Genomic DNA, 25316 nt, shown 5'->3' with positions numbered 1-25316 from the left:
GGCTCATTATACTGCCTCTAAGTTAAAAGGTTAACAACTCAAGCTTTCCTTTATTTAATACCTAGGGATGAACATGTCGATTATAAGAAAACGGAGCGCGGCCCATAAAGCCTATTTGCCAGGGAATGTACGTGATAACCAGTACATATTGGCGGAATTTAATTTAACCGATGAACTGATCCAACAGTTTTCAGAAAAATATAGTGATCAAAAACCTCAGCCTTATTATGATTTTTATCAGCAGTTATCGACCTTATTTTTTGAGTTAACAGATCAAGTTAAGTTGGGTAACTGTCAGTTTATTGCTAACGATAAATTAGCACGAGTGCGTTACAGCCAAGAAATGCACCAATGGCAAACCAATCAACAAATTTTATTCTATTATGATCCAGCAAGCCATCATCTTAAAAAATCATTTTTTGATGGCAGTAGAAGAGCGAAAAAAGTGTGTTTACTTTTTTTAGCAACAGGTGATGACATACGCATGAATGCCGCTAGTTTTCATAGTCGAGTAAGGCAAACAGTAGAGCAGTTTTGTGAAAAGATAAAACTCGATAAAAGTGATATTCGACTTCGTGATCATCAGCATTTAACTTATGATTTATTTGCCAAAAATAAAGGCTGCGATACTACGCAAATACATACATTACGTGAAATTAGAAAACGCTATGCTAGTCAAGAGGTCGATTTGCCTGCTTATCATAGTGCGATGAACTACGCTGTTGTCACATTAAATATTAGTAATGAGCTATTGCAGCAAGTAGAAATTGATAGCCACTCTACTGATCCGTATAACCCACTTTACACTTATTTAACTGACGTTTTTGCCAAAGCAGCTAAATGTTATAACTTAAATAATGGCGCACTTATCGCTAACGGTTTAGTGCCTATTGTTAGGTATAGCATTCATGAAATTGTATCCCGTGTCGGTGAATTACAGATGCTTGGTTATAACCCTGAGCAAAGCCCGTGTGGAATGGTAAGTAAATGGAATGCCAGTGAACTAACCGACAGCGTACAACTGGTTTTTGTAGCAACACCAGAAGATAATAGTGAACATGGCTTTGGTCGATTTTTAAATCAAATTGAACTGGCGATGCAACTAATGGCTGTGGAATTAGAAATTGAACCTAAAAAAGAAGAAATGATGGTTAGATTTCATCAACATTTGGCATACAATTTTTAATCTTATTGAATCTTAAATGGAAGAATGAATCACATTCATTTTATAAGGCTGATATTGCTTAGGTGGCTCTATACAATGCTGTTATATGCCAAGGAGGCATAGATGAAAATTTTACAAACTTTACAAATGTTAGCGTTAATTACCGTCTCATTTGTTACGAGTGCCAATACTGATGATACTTTTGATAGTATTTCTGCAGGTATTAAAATTACTAAACCTGCAAGTTGGCATTTTCTATCAGCTCAACAAAATATAGAAAACTTGAAAAGTGTTGATTGGCGTAATGCCAAAACAAAAGATTTAGTTCTTAAATACGCCAAAGCTCCATTAGTGGCGATGATGAAATACCCTGAACCTTATGAAGATATTAACCCTAGTTTAAAAATTAATATTCAATCTTTAGGGGATTTTTCAGCAGATAATCCTAACAATATTTTAAACCTTATTCTTCCTCACTTGAAAAAAGCATTTATTGATTTAGAGGTGATACAAGAACCGATCGAAATAACCTTATCCGGATTAAAAGCATCTTACATGCGTTTTAATTATAATTTGGTAGTTCCTGGAGGGGAAAGTTTCCCTACGACATCAGAAATGTGGCTTGTGCCAAGAGGTGATTATTACTTTATGATTGGCTCAGGTACCAGACAGGATGAAAAAACGGGGAGCCGTAAAGAAATTAAGGAAATTTTAAATACTTTAATAATAGATAAGTAAGCAAGTATTAAGCCTTACAGGTGGGGATGGCTCTGTTTAGTTATTATTAGATCGTTGGTAATAAAACCTGTTTAGCTTGATTGAGGGCGCTTTTGTAATTTACGCTGCAACGTTCTTCTGTGCATTGAAAGCTGCCTTGCGGTTGCGGATATATTACCTTGGTTAGCCTTTAATATTTGCTGAATATGTTGCCATTCAACTTGTTCGGCGGATAATGTTTTTTCACTGTTATGCTCAAAATCACTAGTTTCTATTTTGCTGCCTTTAAGTGTTGCGAGTAAGGTTTGGCTATCAACCGGCTTTGATAAATAATCATCAGCACCGAGCTTTATAGCTTCAACGGCGGTAGCAATACTGGCAAAGCCGGTGAGTAATATTATTCGGCTATCTGGACGCGATTTCCGTAGTGGCGTAATTATCGACAAGGTGTTTTCTTCCGCCAATTTCATATCAAGTAATATATAGTCAGGTTTGTGACTATGGCAGGCGAGTAAAGCGTCGTTATTATTATCGGTTTGCACACAGTCGAAGCCGTATTTAGTTAAACGTCTATTCAGGGTGTTGGCAAAAATAATATCATCTTCAACAATTAATAATTTTGGTATGTCTTCTTTGCCTATGGCTGTTATTGAGGTGGCTTCTATTGCAGATGAAGTGGTAGACATAATGCTGTTCTCTTTATTATAAACGGCTGATTATATTGAGCCAGTTGAAATGGGTAGACTCAAGGTTACCAGTGCACCGCCATCTTGATGATTGGTTAGGGCTAACTTACCACCAAGGCGTTCTAAACTGGCATGACTTAAAAATACCGCCATACCAAAACCTTGTTCACTGGTTACAGGTTTAACGCCTAACTCATTCAATTTTTTTAAGGTAAAACCTTTACCGTGATCTCGAATTGTTAATTGCCAATTTAAATCATTAACTTCACTGGTTATACAAAGCTCATTACGGTTATTGGCTTTACTCGCTTGTATGGCGTTATTAATTAAATTGAGAATAGCGGGTAATAAAGCCGCATCAGCATTAATTTTCGTGTTTTTTACATTATTTATTACATTAATTTCTGCTAAGTAACTGGCTGTGTTTTTATGAATTAATTCTAAACTGATCTCTGGGTTATTAACTCGTACATTTTCAGCAATTTCATCAACTAAATATTGGCAATTAATCGCTTTAATTACCTGCTCTTTAATATCAAAAACCATGGCGCGAAATTCAGATAAACTTGCAGTACAACGGCTGAGTTGGCTTTGCATATCTTTAACAATATCGTTATCAGGAAAATCTTCACTAAGTTCATCAGTAAGTAATTGTACAGTAGCTATGGGTGTTGCCAATTGATGAGTTACTTGAGCAGAGGCAACACCTAATGAGGTAACTTGCTCCTGCTTTAATAAGTTTTCTCGGTAAGCGGCAATGGCGAGTTCTTGTTGATTGATACTGCGCGCCATTTTACCCACAACAATGGCAACTACTAAGGCCGAAAATAAAAAGTTAATGCCCATACCAATGAAGTGACCTTGCATATTGCCGTGCATCACGCTCATGGGTAACGACCACAATAAAATACTGTAAGAAGCAATGGCAAGCGCAGCAACTATGGCAAGTAACAAGGGCGTTAATGTTACCGCGGCAATGGCGATAGGGATAAGCAATAAAGACACAAACGCATTAGTTGCCCCACCACTAAAAAATAATAATAATGAGAGGAAGACAATATCAGCACAAATTTGAATAAGTACCGCTTTTTGGCTGGCCTTTTTTTCACTCAAATGATTGTGACGATAATAAATATAACTGCTTAGGGTAAATAATATTTCTAAGCTAATTACACTAACTAATGGTGTCCACGGTAAATCGTAAGCGAGACCAATATTTACAAACAGAATCAATACCAGTTGAATGGTTATGGCGATTGTTCGCAGCGCAATAATTGCCTGAATTTGGTTAGTTATTTTAAAAAAATTTGCCATCTGTTTTTACTGTGAACATGTGAGTACAATAGAGTTATTACGATAACATTTAATGCATTTATACGCAGCAAAGTTGAGATAAATTATATGACCAAGCAAAGTAACGCAGAAAGTAACGAACAAACTCTCGATCAAGGAATACAAACAGCGACACTTGCTGGTGGATGCTTCTGGTGTATTGAAAGTGCATTTAATAGCCTTAAAGGTATTATTAACGCAACATCAGGTTATATGGGCGGGCAGGTTGAAAACCCAACGTATGAAGATATTTGTACGGGTACTTCTGGTCATGCCGAAGTAGTACAAGTGCAGTTTGATAGTCAGATAATTAGCTATCAAGAAATACTCGAGATATTTTTTAGCTTACACAATCCTACTCAGCTAAACCGTCAAGGTAATGATATTGGTACGCAATATCGTTCTGAAATTTTCAGCCATGATCAATCACAACAAACTATTGCCTTGGCAATCATCGAAGCAATGACTCAAGCACAATATTTTGACCAACCAATTGTGACCAAAGTGAGTCCGGTTGAAATTTTTTATTCAGGCGAAGCTTATCATCAAGGTTATGTTGAGAATAATCCGGGTAACCCTTATTGTCAGGCTGTTGTTTCGCCGAAGTTAGCCAAGTTTAGACAGACTTTCGTGGCAAAATTAAAGTAACTACGCAGCAAGCTTAGTGAATAAGATTATAAGAGATTATAAGTGAGTGTCACTTATAATCTTTCTTATAATCTTTTCGCGACATAAGCTTAAAAGTTCTTATAGTTGCATTAAGATATGAACTATTATTCAGTGACTTGTATGATTAGTTACGAGTTAGTTGGGTTTTATCATTATTCAAGGTTTCTTAACTAAGGTATGCATTTTGTTCAAGCTTTACTATTATCCAAACAATGCGAGTCTTGCACCTCATTTCTTACTACATCACTTAAAAGCAGACTATGAGTTATTGTTAGTTGATACAGATACAAACGCTCATAAATCTGCGGATTATCTTAAGTTAAATCCTGCGGGCTTAATTCCTACTCTGGTGGTAAATGATCAGCCCATTTTCGAAAGCCCAGCTATCTGCATACATATTTGCGAATTACATCCTGAATCAGAGTTAATGCCAACTATTGGCGATTTTAAACGGCCTTTATTTTTTCAATGGCTTGCATACTTAAATAATACGTTGCAAGCAGAAATTATGGTGTTTAATTATGCTCATCGTCATACCAATGATGAGAGCACAATTGCTAATATAAAGGCAGCACAAGAAGATAGAATTGCCGATGCATTGTCAATTATCAATGACCAGCTTGAACATAATAAATATTTACTCGGCGACACTCTTACCGCCTGTGACTACTTTCTATTTATGCTGATGGAATGGTGCTCAACTATAGAAAAATCTCCACTTACTTTTAAGCATATAGCAGCATATTTAAGAAGACTCTGTACAAACCCAACGATTAAAGCGGTTTGTGATATTGAAGGATTAGATCTCAGCCCTTTTAAATAAGCTTGAAATTCCTTTTTTATGACCCTGAACAAAATGGCATGGTATATGATGATTATAAGTGAGTGTCAGTTATAATTTTTACTTGGTGATTATTTAACCATGGTAAGGAGATGCGAATTAATCAATGTTTATGGCTGTCCCAATATTTACCAATATTTATTGTCAGTTTAATCAGCCATTAGTATCCAGGACTGCTACCACCGCGGTCACTCGATCTTTAAATAAAACTGTCACTCTTTCGTTACCAACCCAAACCAACATAAATCATAATGTTAATTTGGGTTTGATGAAGTCTATAAATGCTTTTACCTTTTTAGAGGCTGCTGAAGATTTATAATATACAGCATTCACCAACTCCCTATCTGTACCTTGTATCGTATATGAATTTATTAATGAAATCAGTTTACCTGACTCGATATCTTGCTTAACCATAAAACCAGACAAGCAAGTGATACCACTTCCTGATAAAGCTAATTGACGGATTGTTTCGCCATTACTGGCCGTTATTGTAGGTGTGATTGTATCTACCCCCCTAATCGGCCATTTATTAAGGGCTTTTATATTTGAAAAACCGATTAATGTGTGATTTTTCAATTCCGTTGGGTTTTTAGGTAAACCGTTTTGTTCTATATATTGAGGAGATGCAACAATAAAAAGAGAGCTTTTTCCTAAAATTTTAGCATGTAATGTAGAATCCTCTAACTTCCCTATTCTAATTGCAACATCGGTACGTTTTTCAATTAAATCGACTATTCCTTCATTCGAGTTAAGTTCAATTTCTATATTAGGGTAAGCTTTGTTAAAGACATTTATATGAGGCGCTATTTGGTGAAATATAAATGGGCTAACAGCGTCAATTCGTAACTTTCCTTGAAGGATTTCCCCTTGAGCGGTTATATCTGCTTCTGCATTTTTAATATGCTGAAGTCCAATACTTACAGCATCAATAAATTTTTTACCTTCATCTGTCAACATAACCCGTCTAGTAGTTCGAATTAAAATAGCTGTGCCAATATCTTTTTCTATTTTCGTTACAGAACGTGATATACGGGCCACTTGAATATTCAATGCGTCTGCGGCAGCGGAAAACCCTCCAAACTCAATGACAGCTAATAAAAGCTCTAAATCATCTGATCTTGTTTTTAAATTCAAATTAACCTCATTTATTACAATAGTGTTTTGTAAATAACTCTGTTTATCACAAAAGTTTAACAGGTAATAATTGCGTCACCAAACAGAAGTAGGGATTTATTTAACTCGCTAACTTCACACTGATTTATTTATATTGGAGATTATGATGCCATTAGCATTACTTGCATTAGCGCTCAGCGCCTTTGCTATAGGAACAACCGAGTTTGTGATTGTTGGATTACTTCCAACTATGGCACAAGACCTTAATATATCAATTCCTTCGGCAGGCTTATTAGTTAGCTTGTACGCACTAGGAGTCGCAATAGGGGCACCTGTTCTAACTGCTTTTACAAGTAAGTGGAATAGAAAGCACGTTTTATTGTCCGTTATGGGCTTATTTGTTCTTGGTAACCTAGTAGCTTGGCAAGCGCCTAGCTTTGAAGCATTGATAGTAGCGAGAATACTCACCGGGTTAGCGCACGGTGTGTTCTTCTCCATAGGCTCAACAATAGCGACAGGTGTGGTACCCAAAGAGAAGGGAGCAAGTGCTATTGCAATTATGTTCACAGGATTAACTGTCGCTTTAGTAACAGGAGTACCATTAGGCACCTATATAGGTCAAACGTTTGGCTGGGAAGCTACCTTTCTAACGGTATCTATTTTAGGCTTATTAGCTATGATTGGGAGCGCTATACTCGTGCCAAACAATTTAAAACAAGCCAAACCAACAAGCCTTGCGTCACAATTTAAAGTGTTAACACACCCAAGGTTGTTACTCGTTTATGCAATTACTGCGGTTGGCTACGGTGGGACTTTTATTGCTTTTACTTATTTAGCACCAATTCTCAATGAGATTAGTGGTTTTGAATCTAGTTCGGTAGGTTTAATACTCTTAGTGTATGGTATTTCCGTTGCTATCGGAAACATATGGGGTGGAAAAATGGCAGATAATTTTGGTCCTATTAAAGCATTAACAATCATTTTTTCAGGCCTAGCTACAATATTATTAATGTTGAATTTTACGGCTTATAACCCTATTGCAGCAGTAATCACGATTTTAGTGTGGGGAGCGTTTGCTTTTGGCAACGTACCAGGCTTGCAAGTTTATATTGTAAAGTTGGCTGAAAAATATACACCTGATGCGGTAGATGTAGCATCAGGTTTAAATATAGCTGCTTTTAATGTAGGTATTGCAATAGGATCATGGGGAGGCGGGATGATTGTTGAGGAGCATGGTTTAATGAATACTCCTTGGGTTGGCGCTGTTGTTGTTTTAATTGCACTTATTATAACCCGTTTTAGTGGGAGTTTAGATCGAAAGGAGGAGTTCATAAATTAGTTAAAGCTATAGCCTAAACTTGAAACGCTGTTTTGATTTATCAAAACAGCGTTGCTGACATCATATTGTAGTGGTTTAATTCCCAATGAAATCCCGCACTTTGAATGATAACGGGTAAATATAATTTGTTGTTTTTATATATCAACAACCACTTTACCCATACCTAAACCACTTGATAAACGAGCATGCGCTTTACCAACTTCTTCTAACGAGAAGCTTTGCTCATCTAATACTGGAGTCAAACCGCCTGCTTCAACAATTTTACTTAATTCACGTAAAATGTGCGCATGTTGTTCACGTTTGTGATTATAAAGCATAGGAATTAACATAAAGACTACATGTAAAGATAAGCCTTTAAAATGTACCGTAGTTAGATCTATTTTTAACATCGAGGTAGTAGATATTACATGACCGTTAAGTACTGCGGCTTCAAAAGAATTTGTCATGTTTTCGCCACCAACAGAGTCAAAAACAATATCAAAACCTTCGCCATTTGTATGTTTAGCGACATAATCACTGACCGTTTCGGCTTTATAGTTAATTCCTTGGGCACCAAGTTGTTCGATTAATGCTATTTGTTTATCGCCACCGCCAGTTGAGTAAACCTCTGCACCAAAGTAACGAGCCAATTGCAATGCAACATGACCAACACCACCAGAGCCGCCATGTACTAAAACTTTCTGGCCTTTACTAATACCTGCTCTAATTAAACCTTCATAAGCAGTAATAGCAACTAATGGTAAAGCTGCGGCTTCACGCATCGTCAAATTTTTTGGTTTAGCCGCGATTAGTTTTGCATCAGCAACCATATATTCTGCCAATGTTCCTTGAAGATCTGCCAATCCACCAGCACAGCCGTAAACTTCATCACCTACTTCGTAATCCGTAACACCTTCTCCAGCTTCTTCAATAATACCGGCAAAGTCCATTCCTAATAAAGCGGGCAACGCAGGAGAAAGTGGAAGTGCATCTCCCATTGCTCTTATCATGGTATCTACTGTGTTTATGCTCGTAGCAATCACTTTTATTAAAACGTGCCCTTCTTTCACTTGCGGCTTTGCTATATCAGCTACTTCAAAAAGATCTTCGCTTCCATATTGGTTTAATATCATTGCTTTCATTTTTATTTACCTCCATTAGTTGATGAAGTAAGTATATACACTGGTAATTAAATTGATAATAGAGCAAAATAAACAATCACTTTATAGTTTATGTTGATAATTTGGGTTTTAAATAATGAATATTGAACACCTTAAATTATTTGTTAGAGTTGCTAGCACGCAAAATATTAGCGTAGCTGGACAAGAGTTAGACTTGTCGCCAGCAGTATCTAGCGCACATCTCAATAAACTAGAAGATGCACTTGGTGTTCGTTTAATTCATCGTACTACGCGAAAGGTTTCGTTAACGGAAGAAGGCATCGCTTTTTTACCACATGCCGAAAATGTACTGGAAAGTGTTGAAGCAGCTCGTGCGTCAATAGGTGCAGGTAGTTCATCGCCGAGAGGAATATTGCGTATTGCTGCCCCTGCTTCTTTTGGTCGAATGCACTTACTTCCAGCGTTAAATGGATTCTTTGCTCGTTATCCCGATCTAACTGTCGACTTAAAATTATCAGATACGATCATCGATTTAGTCGATGGCGGCTTTGATATCGCTATACGTAATTCTGCACTTAAAGATTCTAGTTTAATTGCTAAAAAGTTGGCGACTGATTCTCGAAGGTTGTGTGCTTCTCCTGAATACATAGCCAAATATGGCGAACCTAAAGATCCTGATGAGTTAATTCATCATCAATGCATTACTTTGATGGGGCTTGATAATTGGGTATTCGATACGCCAACAGGCCAAAAGAAAGTCAAAGTAAAAGGAAGTTTTAGGACAGATAATGGTGAGGCCATTCGTGATGCTTGTGTAAATGGTTTAGGAATTACAGTGAACTCAAGCTGGAGTGCTTATCAAGAGCTTAATAGCGGTAAATTGCTCCATATTTTAAAGGACTTTCCATTAGTATCGAATACCGATATTTGGGCTGTTTATCCTAGTTCGCGATTATTAGCGCCAAAGGTAAGAGCCTTTATTGATTATTTTGCAAATCACTTTGGAAATTCTCCTTACTGGGACCAGTAGTAATAAACGTGAATATAGAGTGGAGTTGCTACTCAATGATAAAACTCTTTATGATAGTTCTAAGCTTATGATCTGCATGTTATTTTCCAATTAATAAAAAGCCCCTTGAACAGTAGGCTGTTCAAGGGGCTTATCGTTACTTTTATTGCGTTATTGGTCTGGCGTTGTCTTAAAAACTATAACTTGCACTAATACTGCCATTGATAGGAGCGCCGTAATAACCGACAACATATAAACTATTAATATATTTGGTATCGGTTAGGTTATTAATATTAGCTTGTACTGAAAATTGCTCCGAAATATCCCAACGAGCAAAAGCATTAACTATCGCGTAGGCACCTTGTTCAACGTTATAATCGGTATTAACAGTTTTTGACTGCCATAAACCACCTAAGCCAACTTTAACTGTTTCAAGTTGCGGAAATGTATAATCAATTGAGAAGTTGATGCTGTCTTTTGGAGCCCATTGATGCTCTTTTTCACCATCTTGGCCTTCAATATTTAAGTAAGTATAAGAAAATAACACGCCAATGTTATCCGCTATTGTGCCGGTTACCTCCACTTCAAAACCTTGTGATTCAACATTTATACCATCATAAAACCAAGTGCCGTCTGGTGTTGAACCCGCATAATTTGCTAAGCCTTCTTGCTCGGCTGTAAAAATGGCAAAATTTGCAAATAAGTTATTATCTAACCATTGGGTTTTTATACCTGCTTCATAGTTAACGCCTTTGGTTGGCGCTAAAAATTCACCCTGCTCATCATATTCATCTTGAGGTTGGTATATATCAGAATAATTTAAATAAGCATTAACATGCTCTGAAATAGTATAAGTAACACCCGCGTAAGGACTTATTTCCTTTTCTTTATTATAAATATCAACAGCATTGACAGTGCCATCACTTGCCACGGTTTTGTTTACGCCATCACGAATGAAATCAATCGCGTTAAAGCCAACAATAAAGAACAAATCATCAGATGCGTTTAATTTAGCTGAACCGAAAACGCGCGTTAAGGTAATATCGGTAGTTGAATATTCATTTCTATCGGCCCATTCAGGTTCTTCTATTACATTTAAGGCATAAGGAAACGCTGGTGTTGGGCCAAATGCTGGTGTTGTTGCATAATCAAAAGGGTGTTGATATTCAGCTCTTTCACTTTTTGCTTGGCTAGCACCAAAAATCAGCTCATGTGATCTATCAAATAAAGTAAATTCGCCTGTTGTGGTAATATCAAGAATATCAGCCGTATAATCAGTGTCGTATCTACCAGGCCAGCCATTTAGACCTAAACCTGTGTCTTTGTCGATAGCACCTGATGCATAAAATAACTTACTTTCATCTTCAAAACTTTGGTGGTTGTAAGTCGCCTTTAATTCCCAGTCATTATTGAATATATAAGCATATTCAATAAAAGCAGTGCTATTAATGGTATCCCACATGGTCCAGTCTTGTGCGGTAGTCGCACTTGTTTCCCACTCAGCTTGTGTGCCGTCGGTGTAGTTAAAAACTAAGCCACCCCACATGTTGCCATCGGTATTCGCATCTTGATATGAATACCCAGCAGCAAGCGTCGAGTTATCTGTTAATTGACCGTCAACAACACCGTAAAAATAAGTACGGTCGTTAGATAAACCGTCAAGGTAAGAATTTGAATCTTCAGTTGCTACAACAAACCTAGCCGCCCAGCTGCCACTTTCTGTTAATAAAACAGAGTAATCAGCTTCTAGTCTTTTAAAATCAAATGAGCCTAAAGATACCTGAACTTCGCCGGCATTTTCATTTTTAGGACGCTTTCTTACGTAATTAATTGTGCCTGCAGAATTACCTACACCCGTTAATTGGCCATTAGCGCCGCGAATTACTTCAATTTCTTCATAACCATAACTTTCCATTGCACCGGTTACAATGCCCCAATCATTAGGTAAACCAATACCATCAATTTGAGTACTTTTAATTTCAAAACCACGTGATGTGTAGTTAGTACGGTTAGTTTCCCATTCTTCTACATTAATACCTGGGGCTAAGCGAAGTGCGTCATTTAAACTGTGTGCTGCATAGTTTTCTATTTCTTCAGCAGAAACCACACTAATAGATTGAGGGGTTTCATTAAGTTCCATGGTAAAACCAGTGGCACCTTTACTAACTCGGTCTTGACGGACCCCAACAATAGTGATTTTCTCTGCTTCGTTTTGTGTATTTTCAGCAGTATTCTCGGCGGTATTTTCAGACGAATTTTGCTGCGCATAGGCAGGAAATCCCATTGCTAATACTAAAGAAGACAAGGCGAAAGCGCGTGTTAGTTTCATGATTACCCTTAATACTTAATAAAATGAGGTGTAACGATATTTTGAAGAGGATTATACAGAACAAATGTGCAATGTAAATGACAATGGTTATCATTTGTGTTTTTTGTAAGATAATAAAAATGGCTTACCTTAATTAGGTGTTATTTTTAATTAATTGTACCTATGTTCTATTATAAGGATGTTAAATAAAAACAATAACATAACAATTTCAATCATGGTTGTTATTGATAATCATTATCATAAGTAATATTATGCGCAGCTCTTATGCTGCATCTTTTCATATTATTCGGATAACCCATGGCAAAACTTAGTAATCGTTTTTGGTTTCAACTACACGGCTGGTTTTCATTACCAGTTTGGATAATATTTTGTTTTGTCTGTTTAACTGGAACTATTGCTGTAGTTAGCCATGAATTAACTTGGCTGACGAACCCAGATTCACGTGCGAATAATCCGCAACAATTAATAGAAAAATCATCTGCAGAGTTGGTCGATATTGTGCAGCAAGCACATCCTACTGCGAGTATTTCTACAGTCGTAACCTTTGAACCTTACCTTGTAAATGCCGTTATTTTTACTGACAGTGATAAACCTTTTGCAATTGCTTATGTCAATCAATATACAGGTGAGATACAAGCGATTAATGAGGGAATGACCTTTATTAATTTTATGCGCGGTTTGCACAGTTGGTTGTTATTCCCTTGGGAGAGTAATTACAGTATTGGCTATTATATTGTCTGTGCTATGGCTATTGCAATGCTAGGTGCATTAGTCACTGGCTTGGTTATTTATAAGAACTTTTGGCGAGCTTTTACCCAGCCTAAACTTCGTTTGAACCAAGGTAAGAAAACATTACTGTCTGACTTACATCGTTTAGCAGGCGTGTGGTCGCTTTGGTTTTTACTGTTAATGAGTTTGACTGGTTTATGGTATTTAGTTCAGGCGATTCTTTGGCATAATGATGTCGATCTTGAAGCGCATGCGCCTTTAGTTTCTGCCCAACAACTACCGATAAACAGTGTTGATATCCCTGTTGCTGATATTTCTTTATCAGAGGCGTTAGTCATTGCTAAAAATAAATTCCCTGATTTTAAAGGCACCTATATTATGTTGCCAGAGCATACACGTGATACCTACAAGTTATATGGTAAAGGTGATTTTACATTCTATGATGAACATTCGTATGGCGTGATTATCAACCCATGGACAGGTGTAATTGAAAGCACAAGACAGCCAGATGATATGACGCCGCTGCAAACGCTGTCGCATATAGCTGATCCCTTGCATTACGGTAATATCGGCGGACTTTGGACTAAAGCTATTTGGTTTTTATTTGGGGTATTACTGACCGGCATGTCTATTACCGGATTTTTAATGTGGGGTAGTCGGACGGTAAAAGCGGCTAAAAGTGTCGACTCTGAGCTTGAGCCTAAGTCTAAGGAGATTAAATAATGGCTAGAGTTAAAAATACCTTATGGCAGCGCTATAAATATAAACTTAATGGCTTGGTGTTATTGCTGTCTATTTACTTTTTATATCAATCACTAACCCCTGTTTTTCCTGATACTTGGGCGCCTAAGCAAATAGGTTCATTTGAGATAACTCCAATGCCTTTTAATTTGGACGCACCATATCTTCATCACGATGTGTATACGAAAGACTTCTTTTTTATCATCAATAAAGGTGATGTTAAAACAATACGTCAAGGTTATGTGAATATAGGGCCGACGGCATTATCACTAGAAAAGTTAGCTATGGGTGATGATGGTATATTACACGGTAGTCAACATGGGCAAGAAGCACATGCTATTAGCCCGCAAGTATTGCAAGCTAGTGATAGGTTATGGTTAACGATTGAAAATTGGCAAGGTGAGCAGTTAATCACCAGCTGGGATTTACCTAAAGAACTATTGCTTTAACAGTTTAGGTTATTGAATAAAAACGCCTTGAGATTAATTAATCTCAAGGCGTTTTTTGTTTAAGTCTACTTTACTTTTATTTAAGTCTTGGCTGTTTTTACTTAAACCGCATTGATAAATCAATAGCCTGTACGTGTTTGGTTAACGCCCCACTAGATATAAAATCAACCCCAGCTTTAGCGTATTCTTGTAAGGTTTCTAAAGTCATGTTGCCTGATACTTCTAACTTAGCTTTACCACGCGTAGCGGTAACCGCTTGCTCTATCATTTCAGGGCTAAAGTTATCTAACATGATAATATCAGCGCCCGCAGTAAGAGCTTCCTGTAATTCGTCAAGTGATTCAACTTCAACTTCAACTATTTTATCACTGTGATTGGTTTTTGCCGTACTTACCGCATTGGCAATTCCACCACAAGCCGTAATATGATTCTCTTTAATTAGAAAGGCATCAAATAAACCTATTCGGTGATTTTGTCCGCCACCACATAACACAGCATATTTTTGTGCACTACGAATACCAGGTAATGTTTTACGGGTATCTAACAGCTTGGTTTCGCTACCCTCAAGCTCTTTAACGTAAGCGCTAGTTAAAGTGGCTGTGCCAGAAAGCGTTTGTAAAAAATTTAATGCGACCCGCTCACCTGTTAATAAAATACGAGCATTGCCTTCTAACTCAAATAAAGTGGTGTTAGCGGGTGCTAATTCACCGTCATTTACAAACCAAGTAATTTTTGTGGCATAAGGCTCTTCCGATTTTTTTTTCGTTGCATTAACAGACGCATCAAGTTGTTTGAAAACTTCATTCACCCAAGCTATGCCACAAATTATACATTCTTCGCGGGTAATTACTGTTGCTACAGCTTGCTCATTTTCAGGGATCAGCATGGCGGTAATATCTTGGCTTGCTTGTGGTGTGGCGCCATCAGTAGCGCCTAAGTCTTCGCTAAGTGACCAAGCAATTGTTTTACGTATATCTGGCTGTATTTTTTTAAGTTGTGCATTAAGCATGTTTTTTTCCTGTTATACCTATTGACCTGTTAACGTTAATTTAAAACTGGTTTAATAGGTATTTCGCTGTTCGCGTAAGATTAATTTTTTACCCGTTTGGGTAAAGTCTACTTGCTTTAAGGCACTCATGCCTAAAAGTATTTCGTCTGATTTCATCGCCGGATTGATATGAGCGGGAACATTATAAAGGAAAATATTGCCTAAGCTCAATTGTCCAATCTCTGTTTTATAAACCGTAACACTACCGTTAGCTGTTTGAACGCGGTAATTACCTTGGCCAACTAGTCCTAATTTATCAGCAATATGTGCGGGTATTGAAACCTGAGTTGCGCCAGTATCTAACAGGAATGTTACGCTTTCATTATTGATAGTGCCGCGAGCTACATAATGACCTTGTCTGTTTTGCTGTAATATAACTTCAGCTTGTCCTAAGTCGGTTAGACGTATTTCTGGCTGGCTATTCGGATTATACTGTTCATCTAGCGCATCTTGAAAGACGAACACCAGTAACGCTAAGGCAATTATCCATGCTAGCCAAACGAATGTTTTTCCTATTTTGTTTGTTGGGTCAACTTCGGTCATACTAAGGAATCTTTGATTAAATAGCTTAGTATTGTATGTCTTCTATCACAAGCAAGAAAGAGCAAAGTGTAACCTTATTTTACATTGAATATATAAATTGAGCCTTTAACTATGTCTTCAAATACAGCTGTAACTTTATCTGTAAATAATTTTTCAATCGAGTCTGGCTGGTTAGTACAACAAGCGAGTATCGAGCTTTTACCTTCTCCATTTTTCACGTCTCGTGAATGTGGGGAAGAAATTTACTTATTAGTGGTACATAACATTTCACTGCCTGCAGGTATTTTTGGTGGGCAATTTATTAATGATTTATTTCTTGGCAAACTCGATTGTACCGCGCATGATAGTTTTAATGATTTAGTTGGTGTAGAAGTGTCAGCGCATTGTTTAATTCGTCGTGATGGTAGTATTACTCAGTATGTGTCGTTTTTGGATAAAGCATGGCATGCAGGAGTTTCTTCTTTTCAAGGCCGAGAGCGTTGTAATGATTATTCCATTGGTATCGAGCTAGAGGGCACTGATGACATTCCATATACGGATAGTCAGTATCAACAGTTAATCGCGTTAACACATTGTTTGCAAAATGAATATCCGGCTATTACTATGGCGAATATTGTTGGCCATTGTGATATTGCTCCGCTGAGAAAAACCGATCCCGGTAAGATCTTTGATTGGCAATATTTTCGTCAACAGTTAAATAATACCAGTTCCATTAAGTAGGTGGTCTATTTTATACGTAGGAAAAACAACCAAATACAAGGCATTTATTTTATAATTAGTTGTTCTAATTATTAAATAATGACGTAGTTGAGTATTTTAACAAGTATAAATGTTCACATATTTAATGGGATTGGTATAAAACATCGATAAGGAATCGAAAATAACATGAGTTTACTAAGTTTGTTAATTGCCATTATGGCAGAACGTTCATTGTCAGGCACTGCGTGGCAATTTAATGTTTACTATCAAAAATACTTACACCTTTTTGGTAAAAATTTCACCGCTAAACATGGCACTGTAGCGAGTGTTGTATTTATTCTACTTCCAGTAATAATTACGTTTTTAGCCTTAACGTTAATAGATAATAGCTTGATTGAGTTAATACTCTCTACCGTTATACTTATTATCTGCTTCGGTTGTACAACCACACGTAATAGTTATAAAAATTATCTAAAGTCTGCTTCGCATGATGAAGAGTCCACCGCTGAAATGTATCATCAACAGTTATTATCGGATAAAAACCTACCGCAAATGGGCTTTGGTCAAGCACTAATTTGGCTAAACTACCGTTATTATATTGCTATTATGTTATTTTTTACTGTTTTTGGTGCTGCAGGCGCAGTGTTTTATCGTTTACTGACAAGCGTGATTGAACATAAAAAAGAGCAATGTATTGCGAATGCAAATAAAGCAGAAGCTGCAGTTATGGCTTCACAAAATGATAAATTATCAAGTAGCGAGTTAGACAGCGACGTCAACCAAGCAGATACAAATTCTGACGATGAAACATTTACACAGGCAGATGAGACAAGTGTTAGTGAGCAAAATACATCTACTGAATCAGTTGATGCTCCAATTCATCAAAGTAACGTGGTGCCAAATATTACTACGGGTTGCCATAATCATTATGACGTACTTTTCTGGCTTGATTGGTTACCGGTCCGTATCGCTTCTTTTGGCTATATGTTAGTAGGGCACTTCTCTAAAGCCATGCCAGTGTGGTTAGAAAACTTGTTTGATAGTAGCAAGCCTACTCATCAAATATTAATTGATGTCGCGGAAAAATCAGAAGATATTATGCTTAATGATAAAGATTGCACAGCAGAGCCATGCTTATTAGTGAGATTGGCTAAACGTAATGTTTTATTAGTACTTGCCGTTATTTCACTGTTAACCCTGACGGGTTATCTTAATTAACCTGTTTAGGCTAATTTAAAAGTTACTCCTTCTTTTAGAGCGTACTCATTTTAACTGTATATGAAACCTTCATTAATTATTAATTTATTATTAATAAAGGCTTCATATAAACAATGCTAAATTCAACATAATACGTGCTGAATTTTTAGTTATTATGGGTTAAAAGTAAACAGCTGTTTGAATGGAGGCCGCTTGTTTCAGTAGGATAAGATCTTGCTTAAATCGAGCTCATGAACTAAATTCACTTGTCAAAACTAGGCTTTTTTGTTATTTTAATACCCGTAAAAACAAAGGTCTTACCAATTTACCAAGTGTTTTTGGTTTAATTTAGGCTTTGATTAAATATTCAATTACCTTGTTAAGCTATATAAATACTGAATTATCTGACCTTTATGAACACTAACGAAACGACAACTAAATAATGAATGTATCAAAAAGCACAGGGCGAGTTAAGCCTCAGAAGTTAGCTGATATTATTTTAGTACAACTTGAAACAATGATTATTGAAGGTAGCTTGCAGCCAGGCGAAAAATTATTGCCTGAACGAGAGTTAGCTTTACAGTTTGAAGTATCAAGACCTTCGTTACGTGAAGCTATTCAAAAGCTCGAAGCAAAAGGTTTGGTTACCCGCAAACAAGGTGGTGGTACCTTTGTTTGTAATAATTTACTCAACGGCTTTTCAGATCCGTTGTTCGAGTTAATGTCGAATAGTAATGAATCACAATTTGATTTATTAGAATTTCGTCATGGCATTGAAGGAATGGCGTCGTACTATGCTGCGATGCGTGGGACACCAGCAGATTTTAAAGAAATTCAATTTAAGCATGATGAAATTGGCACCAGTCAATTAGAAGAAAACCTAACCGCCGAAGCCGAAGCCGTAGTTGATTTTCATTTAGCTATTTGCGCGGCTTCGCATAATGCAGTGATATTGCAACTTGCTCGTAGCATGTCTACTTTACTAGTTGATAATATAAAACAAAATTTAACAGTATTGGCGAAACGCCCTGATATATTTAGCAAGATTACTGATTATAGAAAAAGTTTACTCAATGCGATTATTAGCGGGCAACCGCAAAAAGCGTGGGGAGCGAGTCATCGTCACTTAGCCTTTATTGAAGAAGTGCTACTTAAGTTGACTCAAGAAAATAGTCGCGTGGAACGCTCCATGAGACGAATGTAAATGAATTATGCACAATGTGCACAGCGTAAGAAAGTAAGATTAAATCAAAGTTAAACACAGTAAATATTAGTTAGAACATCAACTTAAATATTAAGTTAACAAGAAAATTAAACATTAATTTTTAAACATTTTTAAAATCACAAAAATATCGGAGACTATACAATATGTCAGATATACCAAATATCGATATTGACTCAACAGAAACTCAAGAGTGGATCGAGTCAATGCAATCGGTTCTGGAAAACGAAGGTCCAGAACGTGCTCATTTCTTATTAGAGCAATTAATTGATAATGCACGTCGTAGTGGTACACATTTACCATTTGATGCAAAAACTGCTTATGTAAACACTATCCCTGCTGGCGATGAACCTTACATGCCTGCTGACCAAGCATTAGAATCACGCATTCGTGCTGCGATTCGTTGGAACGCATTAGTATTAGTTTTACGTGCTTCTAAGAAAGATTTAGAGCTTGGTGGTCATATCGGTTCTTTTGCATCTTCTTCTACACTTTATGACGTGGCATTTAACCATATCTTTAAAGCGGCAACAGAAAAAGACGGTGGCGATTTAGTTTTCTCTCAAGGTCATATTTCTCCGGGTATATACTCGCGCGCTTTTGTTGAAGGTCGTTTAACTGAAGAGCAAATGAACGGTTTCCGTCAAGAATGTGATGGTAAAGGTTTATCTTCATACCCACACCCACACTTAATGAAAGATTTCTGGCAGTTCCCAACAGTTTCTATGGGCTTAGGTCCATTACAAGCTATTTACACTGCACGTTTCCTTAAGTACTTAACAGATCGTGGTATTAAAGACTGTTCAGGCCAACGTGTTTACTGTTACTTAGGTGACGGTGAAACTGATGAGCCAGAATCATTAGGTGCTATTGGTTTAGCAACGCGTGAAGGTTTAGATAACTTATGTTTCGTTGTTAACTGTAACTTACAACGTCTTGATGGTCCTGTTCGTGGTAACGGTAAAATCATCCAAGAACTTGAAGGCACATTCCGCGGCGCAGGCTGGGAAGTGGTTAAAGTTATCTGGGGTCGTTACTGGGATGCACTAATTGCTAAAGATACTTCTGGTAAGTTATTACAACTTATGAACGAAACTGTTGATGGTGAATATCAAAACTGTAAAGCTAAAGGCGGCGCATACACGCGTGAGCATTTCTTTGGTAAGTACCCTGAAACTGCTGCATTAGTAGCTAACATGTCAGACGAAGAAATCTACCGTTTAAACCGTGGTGGTCATGACCCAATTAAAGTTCACGCGGCGTACAAAAAAGCCATGGAAACTAAAGGTCGCCCTACGGTAATCCTTGCTAAAACAGTTAAAGGTTTTGGTTTAGGTGCTTCTGGTGAAGCATTAAACATCGCACATAACGTTAAGAAAATGGACGTTGAATCAATCAAGTACTACCGTGATCGTTTTAACATTCCAGTATCTGACAAAGATATTGCTGACTTACCTTACTACAAGTTTGCAGAAGACAGCCAAGAATACAAATACATGATGGCACGTCGTGAAGCATTAGGTGGTTCATTACCTGCTCGTCGTGTTCAAGCTGAAGAGCCAGTTGAAGTACCTGAATTATCAGTATTCGACGCTATCTTGAAAGGTTCTGGTGACCGTCAAGTTTCTTCAACAATGACATTTGTTCGTGTATTAAACGCGTTATTAAAAGACAAGAAAATTGGTAAGCGTATTGTGCCAATCATTCCTGATGAAGCGCGTACTTTCGGTATGGAAGGTTTATTCCGTCAAGTAGGTATTTATGCTCATGAAGGACAAAAATATGTTCCTCAAGATGCTGACCAGGTTGCTTACTACCGTGAAGATAAAAAAGGTCAAGTATTACAAGAAGGTATTAACGAATTAGGTGCAATGGCTTCATGGGTTGCTTCTGGTACGTCTTACTCAACTTGTGACGCTACAACGATTCCTTTCTACATTTACTACTCAATGTTCGGTTTCCAACGTGTTGGTGATTTAGCATGGGCAGCTGGCGATAGCCAAGCACGTGGTTTCTTATTAGGTGCTACAGCTGGTCGTACAACGTTAAATGGTGAAGGTTTACAACATCAAGATGGACATTCACATGTTCAAGCTAACTTAATTCCTAACTGTGTTACTTATGATCCAACATACGGTTATGAAGTTGCGGTTATCGTTCAAGACGGTTTACGTCGTATGTACGGTAACAACGAAAACATTTTCTACTACTTAACGTTAATGAACGAAAACTACCAGCATCCGGCAATTCCAGAGAATGCTGACGTAGCTGAGCAAATCATTAAAGGTATTTACAAGTTAGAAACTGTTGAAGCGAAAAAAGCGAAAGCAAATGTTCAATTAATGGGCTCTGGTACTATTCTAGAATCTGTTCGTGAAGCGGCGCAAATTTTATCTGCTGACTACGGTGTTTCAAGTGACGTTTACTCTGTTACTTCATTCAACCAATTAGCACGTGAAGGTCAAGACGTTACACGTTGGAACATGCTTCACCCAGAAGACGAGCAAAAAGTACCATACATTGGCACTGTAATTACGTCTGATAAAGGTCCTGCTATTTCTGCAACTGATTACGTTAAAGGTTACTCAGACCAAGTACGTGCATTTATCAATACTGAATATCGTTGTTTAGGTACTGACGGTTTCGGTCGTAGTGATAGTCGTGCTAACTTACGTACTCACTTCGAAGTAAATGCTAGCTACATTGTTGTTGCTTCATTATTTGAATTAGCAAACCGTGGTGAAGTTGAGAAGAGTGTTGTAACTGAAGCGATTAAACGTTTTAACATCGACACAGATAAACTTAACCCACTTTACGCTTAATAAGTGATTAGATAAGGATTTAAAAATGTCTGATATTCAAAAAATTCTAGTCCCTGATGTTGGCGGCGAAGAAGTTGAAATCATCGAAATTTGTGTTGCAGTTGGCGACACATTAGAAGCTGATGAAGGTATTGTTACCGTTGAAACTGATAAAGCATCAATGGACATTCCAGCACCATTTGCTGGTAAGCTTGCAAGCTTATCAGTAAAAGTTGGTGACAAAATCAAAGAAGGTGACGTGATTGGTGAAATTCAAGCAGAGGGCGCTTCTGCGCCAGCTGCTGAAGAAGCACCTGCGGCTCCTGCACCAGTTGAAGCGGCACCTGCTCCTACAGAAGCACCTGCTGCTCCAGCTGCATCGTCTAGCGAAGTAATTGAAGTAGCTGTTCCTGATATTGGTGAAGATGGCGAAGTAGAAGTTATCGATGTACTAGTTGCGGTTGGCGATGTTATTGAAGCTGAAGATGGCTTAATTACGCTTGAAACTGATAAAGCAACCATGGACGTTCCATCGTCTCATGGCGGTACAGTTAAAGAAGTACTTATCAGCAACGGTGATAAAGTTAAGCAAGGTTCAATTGTAATTAAATTGGAAATTGCTGGCTCTACACCAGCTCAAGCACCTGCACCTGTTGCAGCTCCAGCAGCTGAAGCCGCACCTGCACCTGTTGCAGCGCCTGCGGCAAGTTCTGCTCCGGAAATTATTGAAGTAGCTGTACCTGATATCGGTGAAGACGGTGAAGTAGACGTAATCGACGTACTAGTTAGTGTTGGTGATGAAATCGAAGAAGAAGATGGTTTAATCACCCTTGAAACTGACAAAGCAACGATGGACGTTCCATCAACGCATGCAGGTACCGTTAAAGAAGTATTTATTAAAAACGGTGATAAAGTTAAGCAAGGTAGCATTGTTATCAAGCTTGAAACTAAAGGTGGCGCAGTTGTTGAAACTGCTGCTCCTGCACCAGTTGCAGCGCCTGCTGCGGCTCCAGCACAAGTTATAGCTACGACTGAAGATCGTCCGGATCCTGTTCCAGCAAGCAACTTTAAAGCGTCTGGTCCAGTTTACACTTCGCCTTCAATTCGTCGTATCGCACGTGAATTTGGTGTTGATTTAACTCTTGTTAAAGGTACTGCGCGTAAAGGCCGTATCTCTAAAGAAGACGTACAAAACTACGTTAAAGCAGCATTAGCAGCACCTAAAGCTCCGGCTGGCGGTTCAGCAATTGTTGGTGATAACGTACTGCAAATTGTACCTGTTAAACCGGTTGATTTTAGCAAGTTTGGTGAAATTGAAGAACAGCCGTTAGGTCGTATTCAAAAGATTTCTGGTCCATTCTTACACCGCAACTGGGCAACTATTCCACACGTTACTCAATTTGACGAAGCCGATATCACAGAATGTGAAGCGTTCCGTAAAGACCAAAATGATTTCCATGCCAAGAAGAAGACTGGCTTGAAAATTACGCCACTTGTATTCGTAATGAAAGCCGTTGCTCGTGCGTTAGAGAAATTCCCTAACATGAACTCTTCATTATCTGAAGACGGTGCTAGCTTAATCATTAAGAAATATATCAACATTGGTATCGCAGTAGCGACACCAGGTGGCTTAGTTGTTCCTGTAATTAAAGACGTGAACAAAAAAGGCATTGAAGAGCTTTCTCAAGAATTAATCGTAATTTCTGGAAAAGCACGTGACGGTAAGTTAAAAGCTGCTGACATGTCTGGTGGTACTTTTACTATTTCTAGCTTAGGTGGCATTGGTGGTACAGCATTTACGCCAATCGTTAATGCGCCAGAAGTTGGTATTTTAGGTGTGTCTAAATCAGACTTTAAACCTAAGTGGAATGGTAAAGAATTCGAACCACGTTTAATGGTTCCGTTAAGCTTATCTTACGATCATCGTGTAATTGATGGTGCTGAAGGTGCAGCGTTCTCAACTGAAATCGCTAATAACTTAACTGACTTACGTCGTTTAGTATTGTAGTAATGCCGGCGATATTAATGGCTATTGTCATTAATATCGCTAAAACGTAAACCTTAGTTTTAATTTACAATTAAGGTTTAACTAATAAATTTTAAAACGCAGTCGCTATAAAGCCATTGCGAATAATTAGAGGTTCACATGAGTAAAGATATCAAAACTCAAGTAGTCGTTTTAGGCGCAGGCCCTGGCGGTTACTCAGCAGCATTTCGTGCAGCAGATTTAGGTTTAGACGTAGTATTAGTAGAAAGCCGTGAAACACTTGGTGGCGTATGTTTAAACGTGGGTTGTATCCCATCTAAAGCATTACTTCACGTAGCTAAAGTAATTGATGATGCAGCTGATATGGCTAGTCACGGTGTTACTTTTGGTGCTCCACAAATTGATTTAGACAAAATCCGCAGCTGGAAAGAAAGCGTAGTTGGCCAATTAACTGGCGGCTTAGGCGGCATGGCTAAAGCACGTAAAGTAACCACAGTTTACGGTTTTGGTAAGTTTACTTCTGACAAAACTATTGTTGTTGCAGGTAACGACGGCGCAGAAACAACTATTACGTTTGATAACGCAATTATCGCAGCTGGTTCATCAGTTGTAGATTTACCGTTTATCCCAACTGAAGATCCACGTGTTATCGATTCAACTGGCGCACTTGAACTTAAAGACGTACCAGGTGAAATGTTAGTACTTGGTGGTGGTATCATCGGCCTAGAAATGGGTACAGTATACAACGCGTTAGGTTCTAACGTTTCTGTAGTTGAATTTGCTGACCAATTAGTACCTGCTGCAGATGCTGATATTGTTAAAATTTACACCAACTACAACAAGAAAAAATTCAACATCATGTTGTCTACTAAAGTTGTTGCAGTTGACGCTAAAGATGACGGTTTATACGTTACTTTTGAAGGTAAAAACGCACCAGAAGGTCAAGTTCGTTACGACAAGATCCTAGTTGCTGTTGGTCGTAAGCCAAACGGTAAGTTAATTGACGCTGATAAAGCTGGCGTAAATGTTGACGATCGTGGTTTCATCAATGTTTCTAAAGAGTTACGTACTAACGTTAATCATATCTTCGCTATCGGTGATGTTGTTGGCCAACCTATGCTTGCGCATAAAGCTGTTCATGAAGCACATTGTGCTGCTGAAAACATTGCTGGCAAGAAACATACTTTTGACCCTCGTTGTATTCCTTCAATCGCTTATACTGACCCAGAAATGGCTTGGGTTGGCGTAACAGAACGTGAAGCGAAAGAGCAAGGCTTAAACATCGAAGTTGCTAACTTCCCTTGGGCTGCTTCTGGCCGTGCTATTGCTTCTGCACGTACTGAAGGTAAAACTAAGATGATTTTCGAAAAAGAAACAGGCCGTGTACTAGGTGGCGCTATTGTTGGTATCAACGCTGGTGAAATGCTTGGTGAAGTTTGTTTAGCGGTTGAAATGGGTGCTGATGCTGAAGATTTAGCATTAACTATTCATGCTCACCCAACGTTAAACGAGTCAATTGGTTTAGCGGCAGAAGTATTTGAAGGTTCAATCACTGATTTACCAAATGCTAAAGCAGTAAAGAAAAAATAATAATTAACTA

At 37.9% G+C, this 25316-nt stretch carries 21 protein-coding genes; 14 read left to right on the top strand and 7 right to left on the bottom strand.

Going from position 1 to position 25316, the window contains the following annotated elements:
* Positions 1-73 precede the first annotated feature (73 nt).
* Both CWS31_RS14575 and CWS31_RS14570 read left to right on the top strand, forming a co-directional pair.
* Complete coding sequence (locus tag CWS31_RS14575; RefSeq protein WP_101344549.1) at positions 74-1186, top strand: DUF3083 family protein; 1113 nt, start codon at positions 74-76, stop codon at positions 1184-1186.
* A gap of 102 nt (positions 1187-1288) precedes the next feature.
* Positions 1289-1903, top strand: coding sequence for a hypothetical protein (locus CWS31_RS14570; protein WP_101344548.1), 615 nt, complete (start codon positions 1289-1291; stop codon positions 1901-1903).
* Between the two features lie 71 nt (positions 1904-1974).
* Here the strand turns inward: CWS31_RS14570 and CWS31_RS14565 are convergent, their stop codons facing one another.
* Together CWS31_RS14565 and CWS31_RS14560 are read right to left on the bottom strand one after the other, a co-directional pair.
* Positions 1975-2508 carry a response regulator transcription factor gene (locus tag CWS31_RS14565; protein ID WP_101344570.1) on the bottom strand — a complete coding sequence of 178 codons (534 nt, stop codon included), beginning with the start codon at positions 2506-2508 and terminating at the stop codon, positions 1975-1977.
* A 90-nt stretch (positions 2509-2598) separates the two neighbouring features.
* A complete protein-coding gene (locus tag CWS31_RS14560; protein WP_101344547.1) occupies positions 2599-3882 on the bottom strand; it encodes a sensor histidine kinase in 1284 nt (427 codons plus the stop codon).
* Positions 3883-3969: 87 nt separating this feature from the next.
* On the opposite strand from CWS31_RS14560, the gene msrA reads away from it, so the two are divergent.
* Both msrA and CWS31_RS14550 read left to right on the top strand, forming a co-directional pair.
* A complete protein-coding gene (gene msrA, locus CWS31_RS14555) occupies positions 3970-4548 on the top strand; it encodes a peptide-methionine (S)-S-oxide reductase MsrA (RefSeq protein WP_101344546.1) in 579 nt (192 codons plus the stop codon).
* A gap of 205 nt (positions 4549-4753) precedes the next feature.
* On the top strand, positions 4754-5392 hold the full coding sequence (locus tag CWS31_RS14550) for a glutathione S-transferase family protein (RefSeq protein ID WP_101344545.1): 639 nt from the start codon (positions 4754-4756) through the stop codon (positions 5390-5392).
* A 264-nt stretch (positions 5393-5656) separates the two neighbouring features.
* Here CWS31_RS14550 and CWS31_RS14545 read toward each other — a convergent pair whose 3' ends face one another.
* Positions 5657-6544 (bottom strand): LysR family transcriptional regulator, encoded by an 888-nt coding sequence (locus CWS31_RS14545; RefSeq protein ID WP_211355841.1) that lies wholly within the window; start codon positions 6542-6544, stop codon positions 5657-5659.
* A gap of 145 nt (positions 6545-6689) precedes the next feature.
* Here CWS31_RS14545 and CWS31_RS14540 point away from each other — a divergent pair, with 145 nt between their 5' ends.
* Entirely contained in the window at positions 6690-7862 is a 1173-nt protein-coding gene (locus CWS31_RS14540; protein ID WP_101344543.1) for an MFS transporter, read from the top strand.
* A gap of 134 nt (positions 7863-7996) precedes the next feature.
* Here CWS31_RS14540 and CWS31_RS14535 read toward each other — a convergent pair whose 3' ends face one another.
* A complete protein-coding gene (locus CWS31_RS14535; RefSeq protein WP_101344542.1) occupies positions 7997-8983 on the bottom strand; it encodes a zinc-dependent alcohol dehydrogenase family protein in 987 nt (328 codons plus the stop codon).
* Positions 8984-9098: 115 nt separating this feature from the next.
* Between CWS31_RS14535 and CWS31_RS14530 the strand changes: the two genes are divergently transcribed.
* A complete protein-coding gene (locus CWS31_RS14530; protein WP_101344541.1) occupies positions 9099-9992 on the top strand; it encodes a LysR family transcriptional regulator in 894 nt (297 codons plus the stop codon).
* A 169-nt stretch (positions 9993-10161) separates the two neighbouring features.
* Here CWS31_RS14530 and CWS31_RS14525 read toward each other — a convergent pair whose 3' ends face one another.
* Positions 10162-12300: a TonB-dependent siderophore receptor gene (locus CWS31_RS14525; protein ID WP_101344540.1), complete on the bottom strand. Its 2139-nt coding sequence runs from the start codon at positions 12298-12300 to the stop codon at positions 10162-10164.
* Positions 12301-12597: 297 nt separating this feature from the next.
* Between CWS31_RS14525 and CWS31_RS14520 the strand changes: the two genes are divergently transcribed.
* Positions 12598-13752 (top strand): PepSY-associated TM helix domain-containing protein, encoded by a 1155-nt coding sequence (locus CWS31_RS14520; RefSeq protein ID WP_101344539.1) that lies wholly within the window; start codon positions 12598-12600, stop codon positions 13750-13752.
* A complete protein-coding gene (locus tag CWS31_RS14515; protein WP_101344538.1) occupies positions 13752-14219 on the top strand; it encodes a hypothetical protein in 468 nt (155 codons plus the stop codon). Before CWS31_RS14520 ends, CWS31_RS14515 begins: the two co-directional genes overlap by 1 nt.
* A gap of 97 nt (positions 14220-14316) precedes the next feature.
* Here CWS31_RS14515 and nadC read toward each other — a convergent pair whose 3' ends face one another.
* Complete coding sequence (nadC, locus tag CWS31_RS14510; RefSeq protein ID WP_101344537.1) at positions 14317-15228, bottom strand: carboxylating nicotinate-nucleotide diphosphorylase; 912 nt, start codon at positions 15226-15228, stop codon at positions 14317-14319.
* 51 nt (positions 15229-15279) lie between these two features.
* Positions 15280-15810, bottom strand: a complete 531-nt coding sequence (locus tag CWS31_RS14505; protein ID WP_101344536.1) for a retropepsin-like aspartic protease family protein — start codon at positions 15808-15810, stop codon at positions 15280-15282.
* Positions 15811-15921: 111 nt separating this feature from the next.
* Here CWS31_RS14505 and ampD point away from each other — a divergent pair, with 111 nt between their 5' ends.
* The 6 genes from ampD (at position 15922) to lpdA (ending at position 25306) form a co-directional block, all read left to right on the top strand.
* On the top strand, positions 15922-16530 hold the full coding sequence (ampD, locus tag CWS31_RS14500) for a 1,6-anhydro-N-acetylmuramyl-L-alanine amidase AmpD (protein WP_101344535.1): 609 nt from the start codon (positions 15922-15924) through the stop codon (positions 16528-16530).
* A 165-nt stretch (positions 16531-16695) separates the two neighbouring features.
* On the top strand, positions 16696-17727 hold the full coding sequence (gene ampE / locus CWS31_RS14495) for a beta-lactamase regulator AmpE (RefSeq protein ID WP_101344534.1): 1032 nt from the start codon (positions 16696-16698) through the stop codon (positions 17725-17727).
* 421 nt (positions 17728-18148) lie between these two features.
* Positions 18149-18910, top strand: a complete 762-nt coding sequence (gene pdhR, locus CWS31_RS14490) for a pyruvate dehydrogenase complex transcriptional repressor PdhR (RefSeq protein ID WP_101344533.1) — start codon at positions 18149-18151, stop codon at positions 18908-18910.
* 164 nt (positions 18911-19074) lie between these two features.
* Positions 19075-21750, top strand: a complete 2676-nt coding sequence (gene aceE, locus CWS31_RS14485; RefSeq protein WP_101344532.1) for a pyruvate dehydrogenase (acetyl-transferring), homodimeric type — start codon at positions 19075-19077, stop codon at positions 21748-21750.
* A gap of 25 nt (positions 21751-21775) precedes the next feature.
* The gene (aceF, locus tag CWS31_RS14480) at positions 21776-23737 is read left to right on the top strand and encodes a pyruvate dehydrogenase complex dihydrolipoyllysine-residue acetyltransferase (protein WP_101344531.1); all 1962 of its coding nucleotides are present in this window, start codon (positions 21776-21778) and stop codon (positions 23735-23737) included.
* Between the two features lie 138 nt (positions 23738-23875).
* Positions 23876-25306 (top strand): dihydrolipoyl dehydrogenase, encoded by a 1431-nt coding sequence (gene lpdA, locus CWS31_RS14475; protein ID WP_101344530.1) that lies wholly within the window; start codon positions 23876-23878, stop codon positions 25304-25306.
* The last annotated feature ends 10 nt before the right edge of the window (positions 25307-25316 follow it).

It is taken from the genome of Colwellia echini (genome assembly GCF_002843355.2).
GTDB lineage: Bacteria > Pseudomonadota > Gammaproteobacteria > Enterobacterales > Alteromonadaceae > Colwellia > Colwellia echini.
Note: the sequence above shows the minus strand (reverse complement) of the source record. Positions and strands in the feature narration are given on the sequence as shown.

Excerpts from the sequence above, each read along its gene's own strand:
- aceF (WP_101344531.1), top strand. The coding sequence starts at position 21,776 with ATGTCTGATATTCAAAAAATTCTAGTCCCTGATGTTGGCGGCGAAGAA.
- ampE (WP_101344534.1), top strand. The coding sequence starts at position 16,696 with ATGAGTTTACTAAGTTTGTTAATTGCCATTATGGCAGAACGTTCATTG.
- CWS31_RS14515 (WP_101344538.1), top strand. The coding sequence starts at position 13,752 with ATGGCTAGAGTTAAAAATACCTTATGGCAGCGCTATAAATATAAACTT.
- nadC (WP_101344537.1), bottom strand. The coding sequence starts at position 15,228 with ATGCTTAATGCACAACTTAAAAAAATACAGCCAGATATACGTAAAACA.
- CWS31_RS14570 (WP_101344548.1), top strand. The coding sequence starts at position 1,289 with ATGAAAATTTTACAAACTTTACAAATGTTAGCGTTAATTACCGTCTCA.
- CWS31_RS14505 (WP_101344536.1), bottom strand. The coding sequence starts at position 15,810 with ATGACCGAAGTTGACCCAACAAACAAAATAGGAAAAACATTCGTTTGG.
- aceE (WP_101344532.1), top strand. The coding sequence starts at position 19,075 with ATGTCAGATATACCAAATATCGATATTGACTCAACAGAAACTCAAGAG.
- pdhR (WP_101344533.1), top strand. The coding sequence starts at position 18,149 with ATGAATGTATCAAAAAGCACAGGGCGAGTTAAGCCTCAGAAGTTAGCT.
- lpdA (WP_101344530.1), top strand. The coding sequence starts at position 23,876 with ATGAGTAAAGATATCAAAACTCAAGTAGTCGTTTTAGGCGCAGGCCCT.
- ampD (WP_101344535.1), top strand. The coding sequence starts at position 15,922 with ATGTCTTCAAATACAGCTGTAACTTTATCTGTAAATAATTTTTCAATC.
- msrA (WP_101344546.1), top strand. The coding sequence starts at position 3,970 with ATGACCAAGCAAAGTAACGCAGAAAGTAACGAACAAACTCTCGATCAA.
- CWS31_RS14525 (WP_101344540.1), bottom strand. The coding sequence starts at position 12,300 with ATGAAACTAACACGCGCTTTCGCCTTGTCTTCTTTAGTATTAGCAATG.
- CWS31_RS14530 (WP_101344541.1), top strand. The coding sequence starts at position 9,099 with ATGAATATTGAACACCTTAAATTATTTGTTAGAGTTGCTAGCACGCAA.
- CWS31_RS14560 (WP_101344547.1), bottom strand. The coding sequence starts at position 3,882 with ATGGCAAATTTTTTTAAAATAACTAACCAAATTCAGGCAATTATTGCG.
- CWS31_RS14540 (WP_101344543.1), top strand. The coding sequence starts at position 6,690 with ATGCCATTAGCATTACTTGCATTAGCGCTCAGCGCCTTTGCTATAGGA.
- CWS31_RS14520 (WP_101344539.1), top strand. The coding sequence starts at position 12,598 with ATGGCAAAACTTAGTAATCGTTTTTGGTTTCAACTACACGGCTGGTTT.
- CWS31_RS14575 (WP_101344549.1), top strand. The coding sequence starts at position 74 with ATGTCGATTATAAGAAAACGGAGCGCGGCCCATAAAGCCTATTTGCCA.
- CWS31_RS14535 (WP_101344542.1), bottom strand. The coding sequence starts at position 8,983 with ATGAAAGCAATGATATTAAACCAATATGGAAGCGAAGATCTTTTTGAA.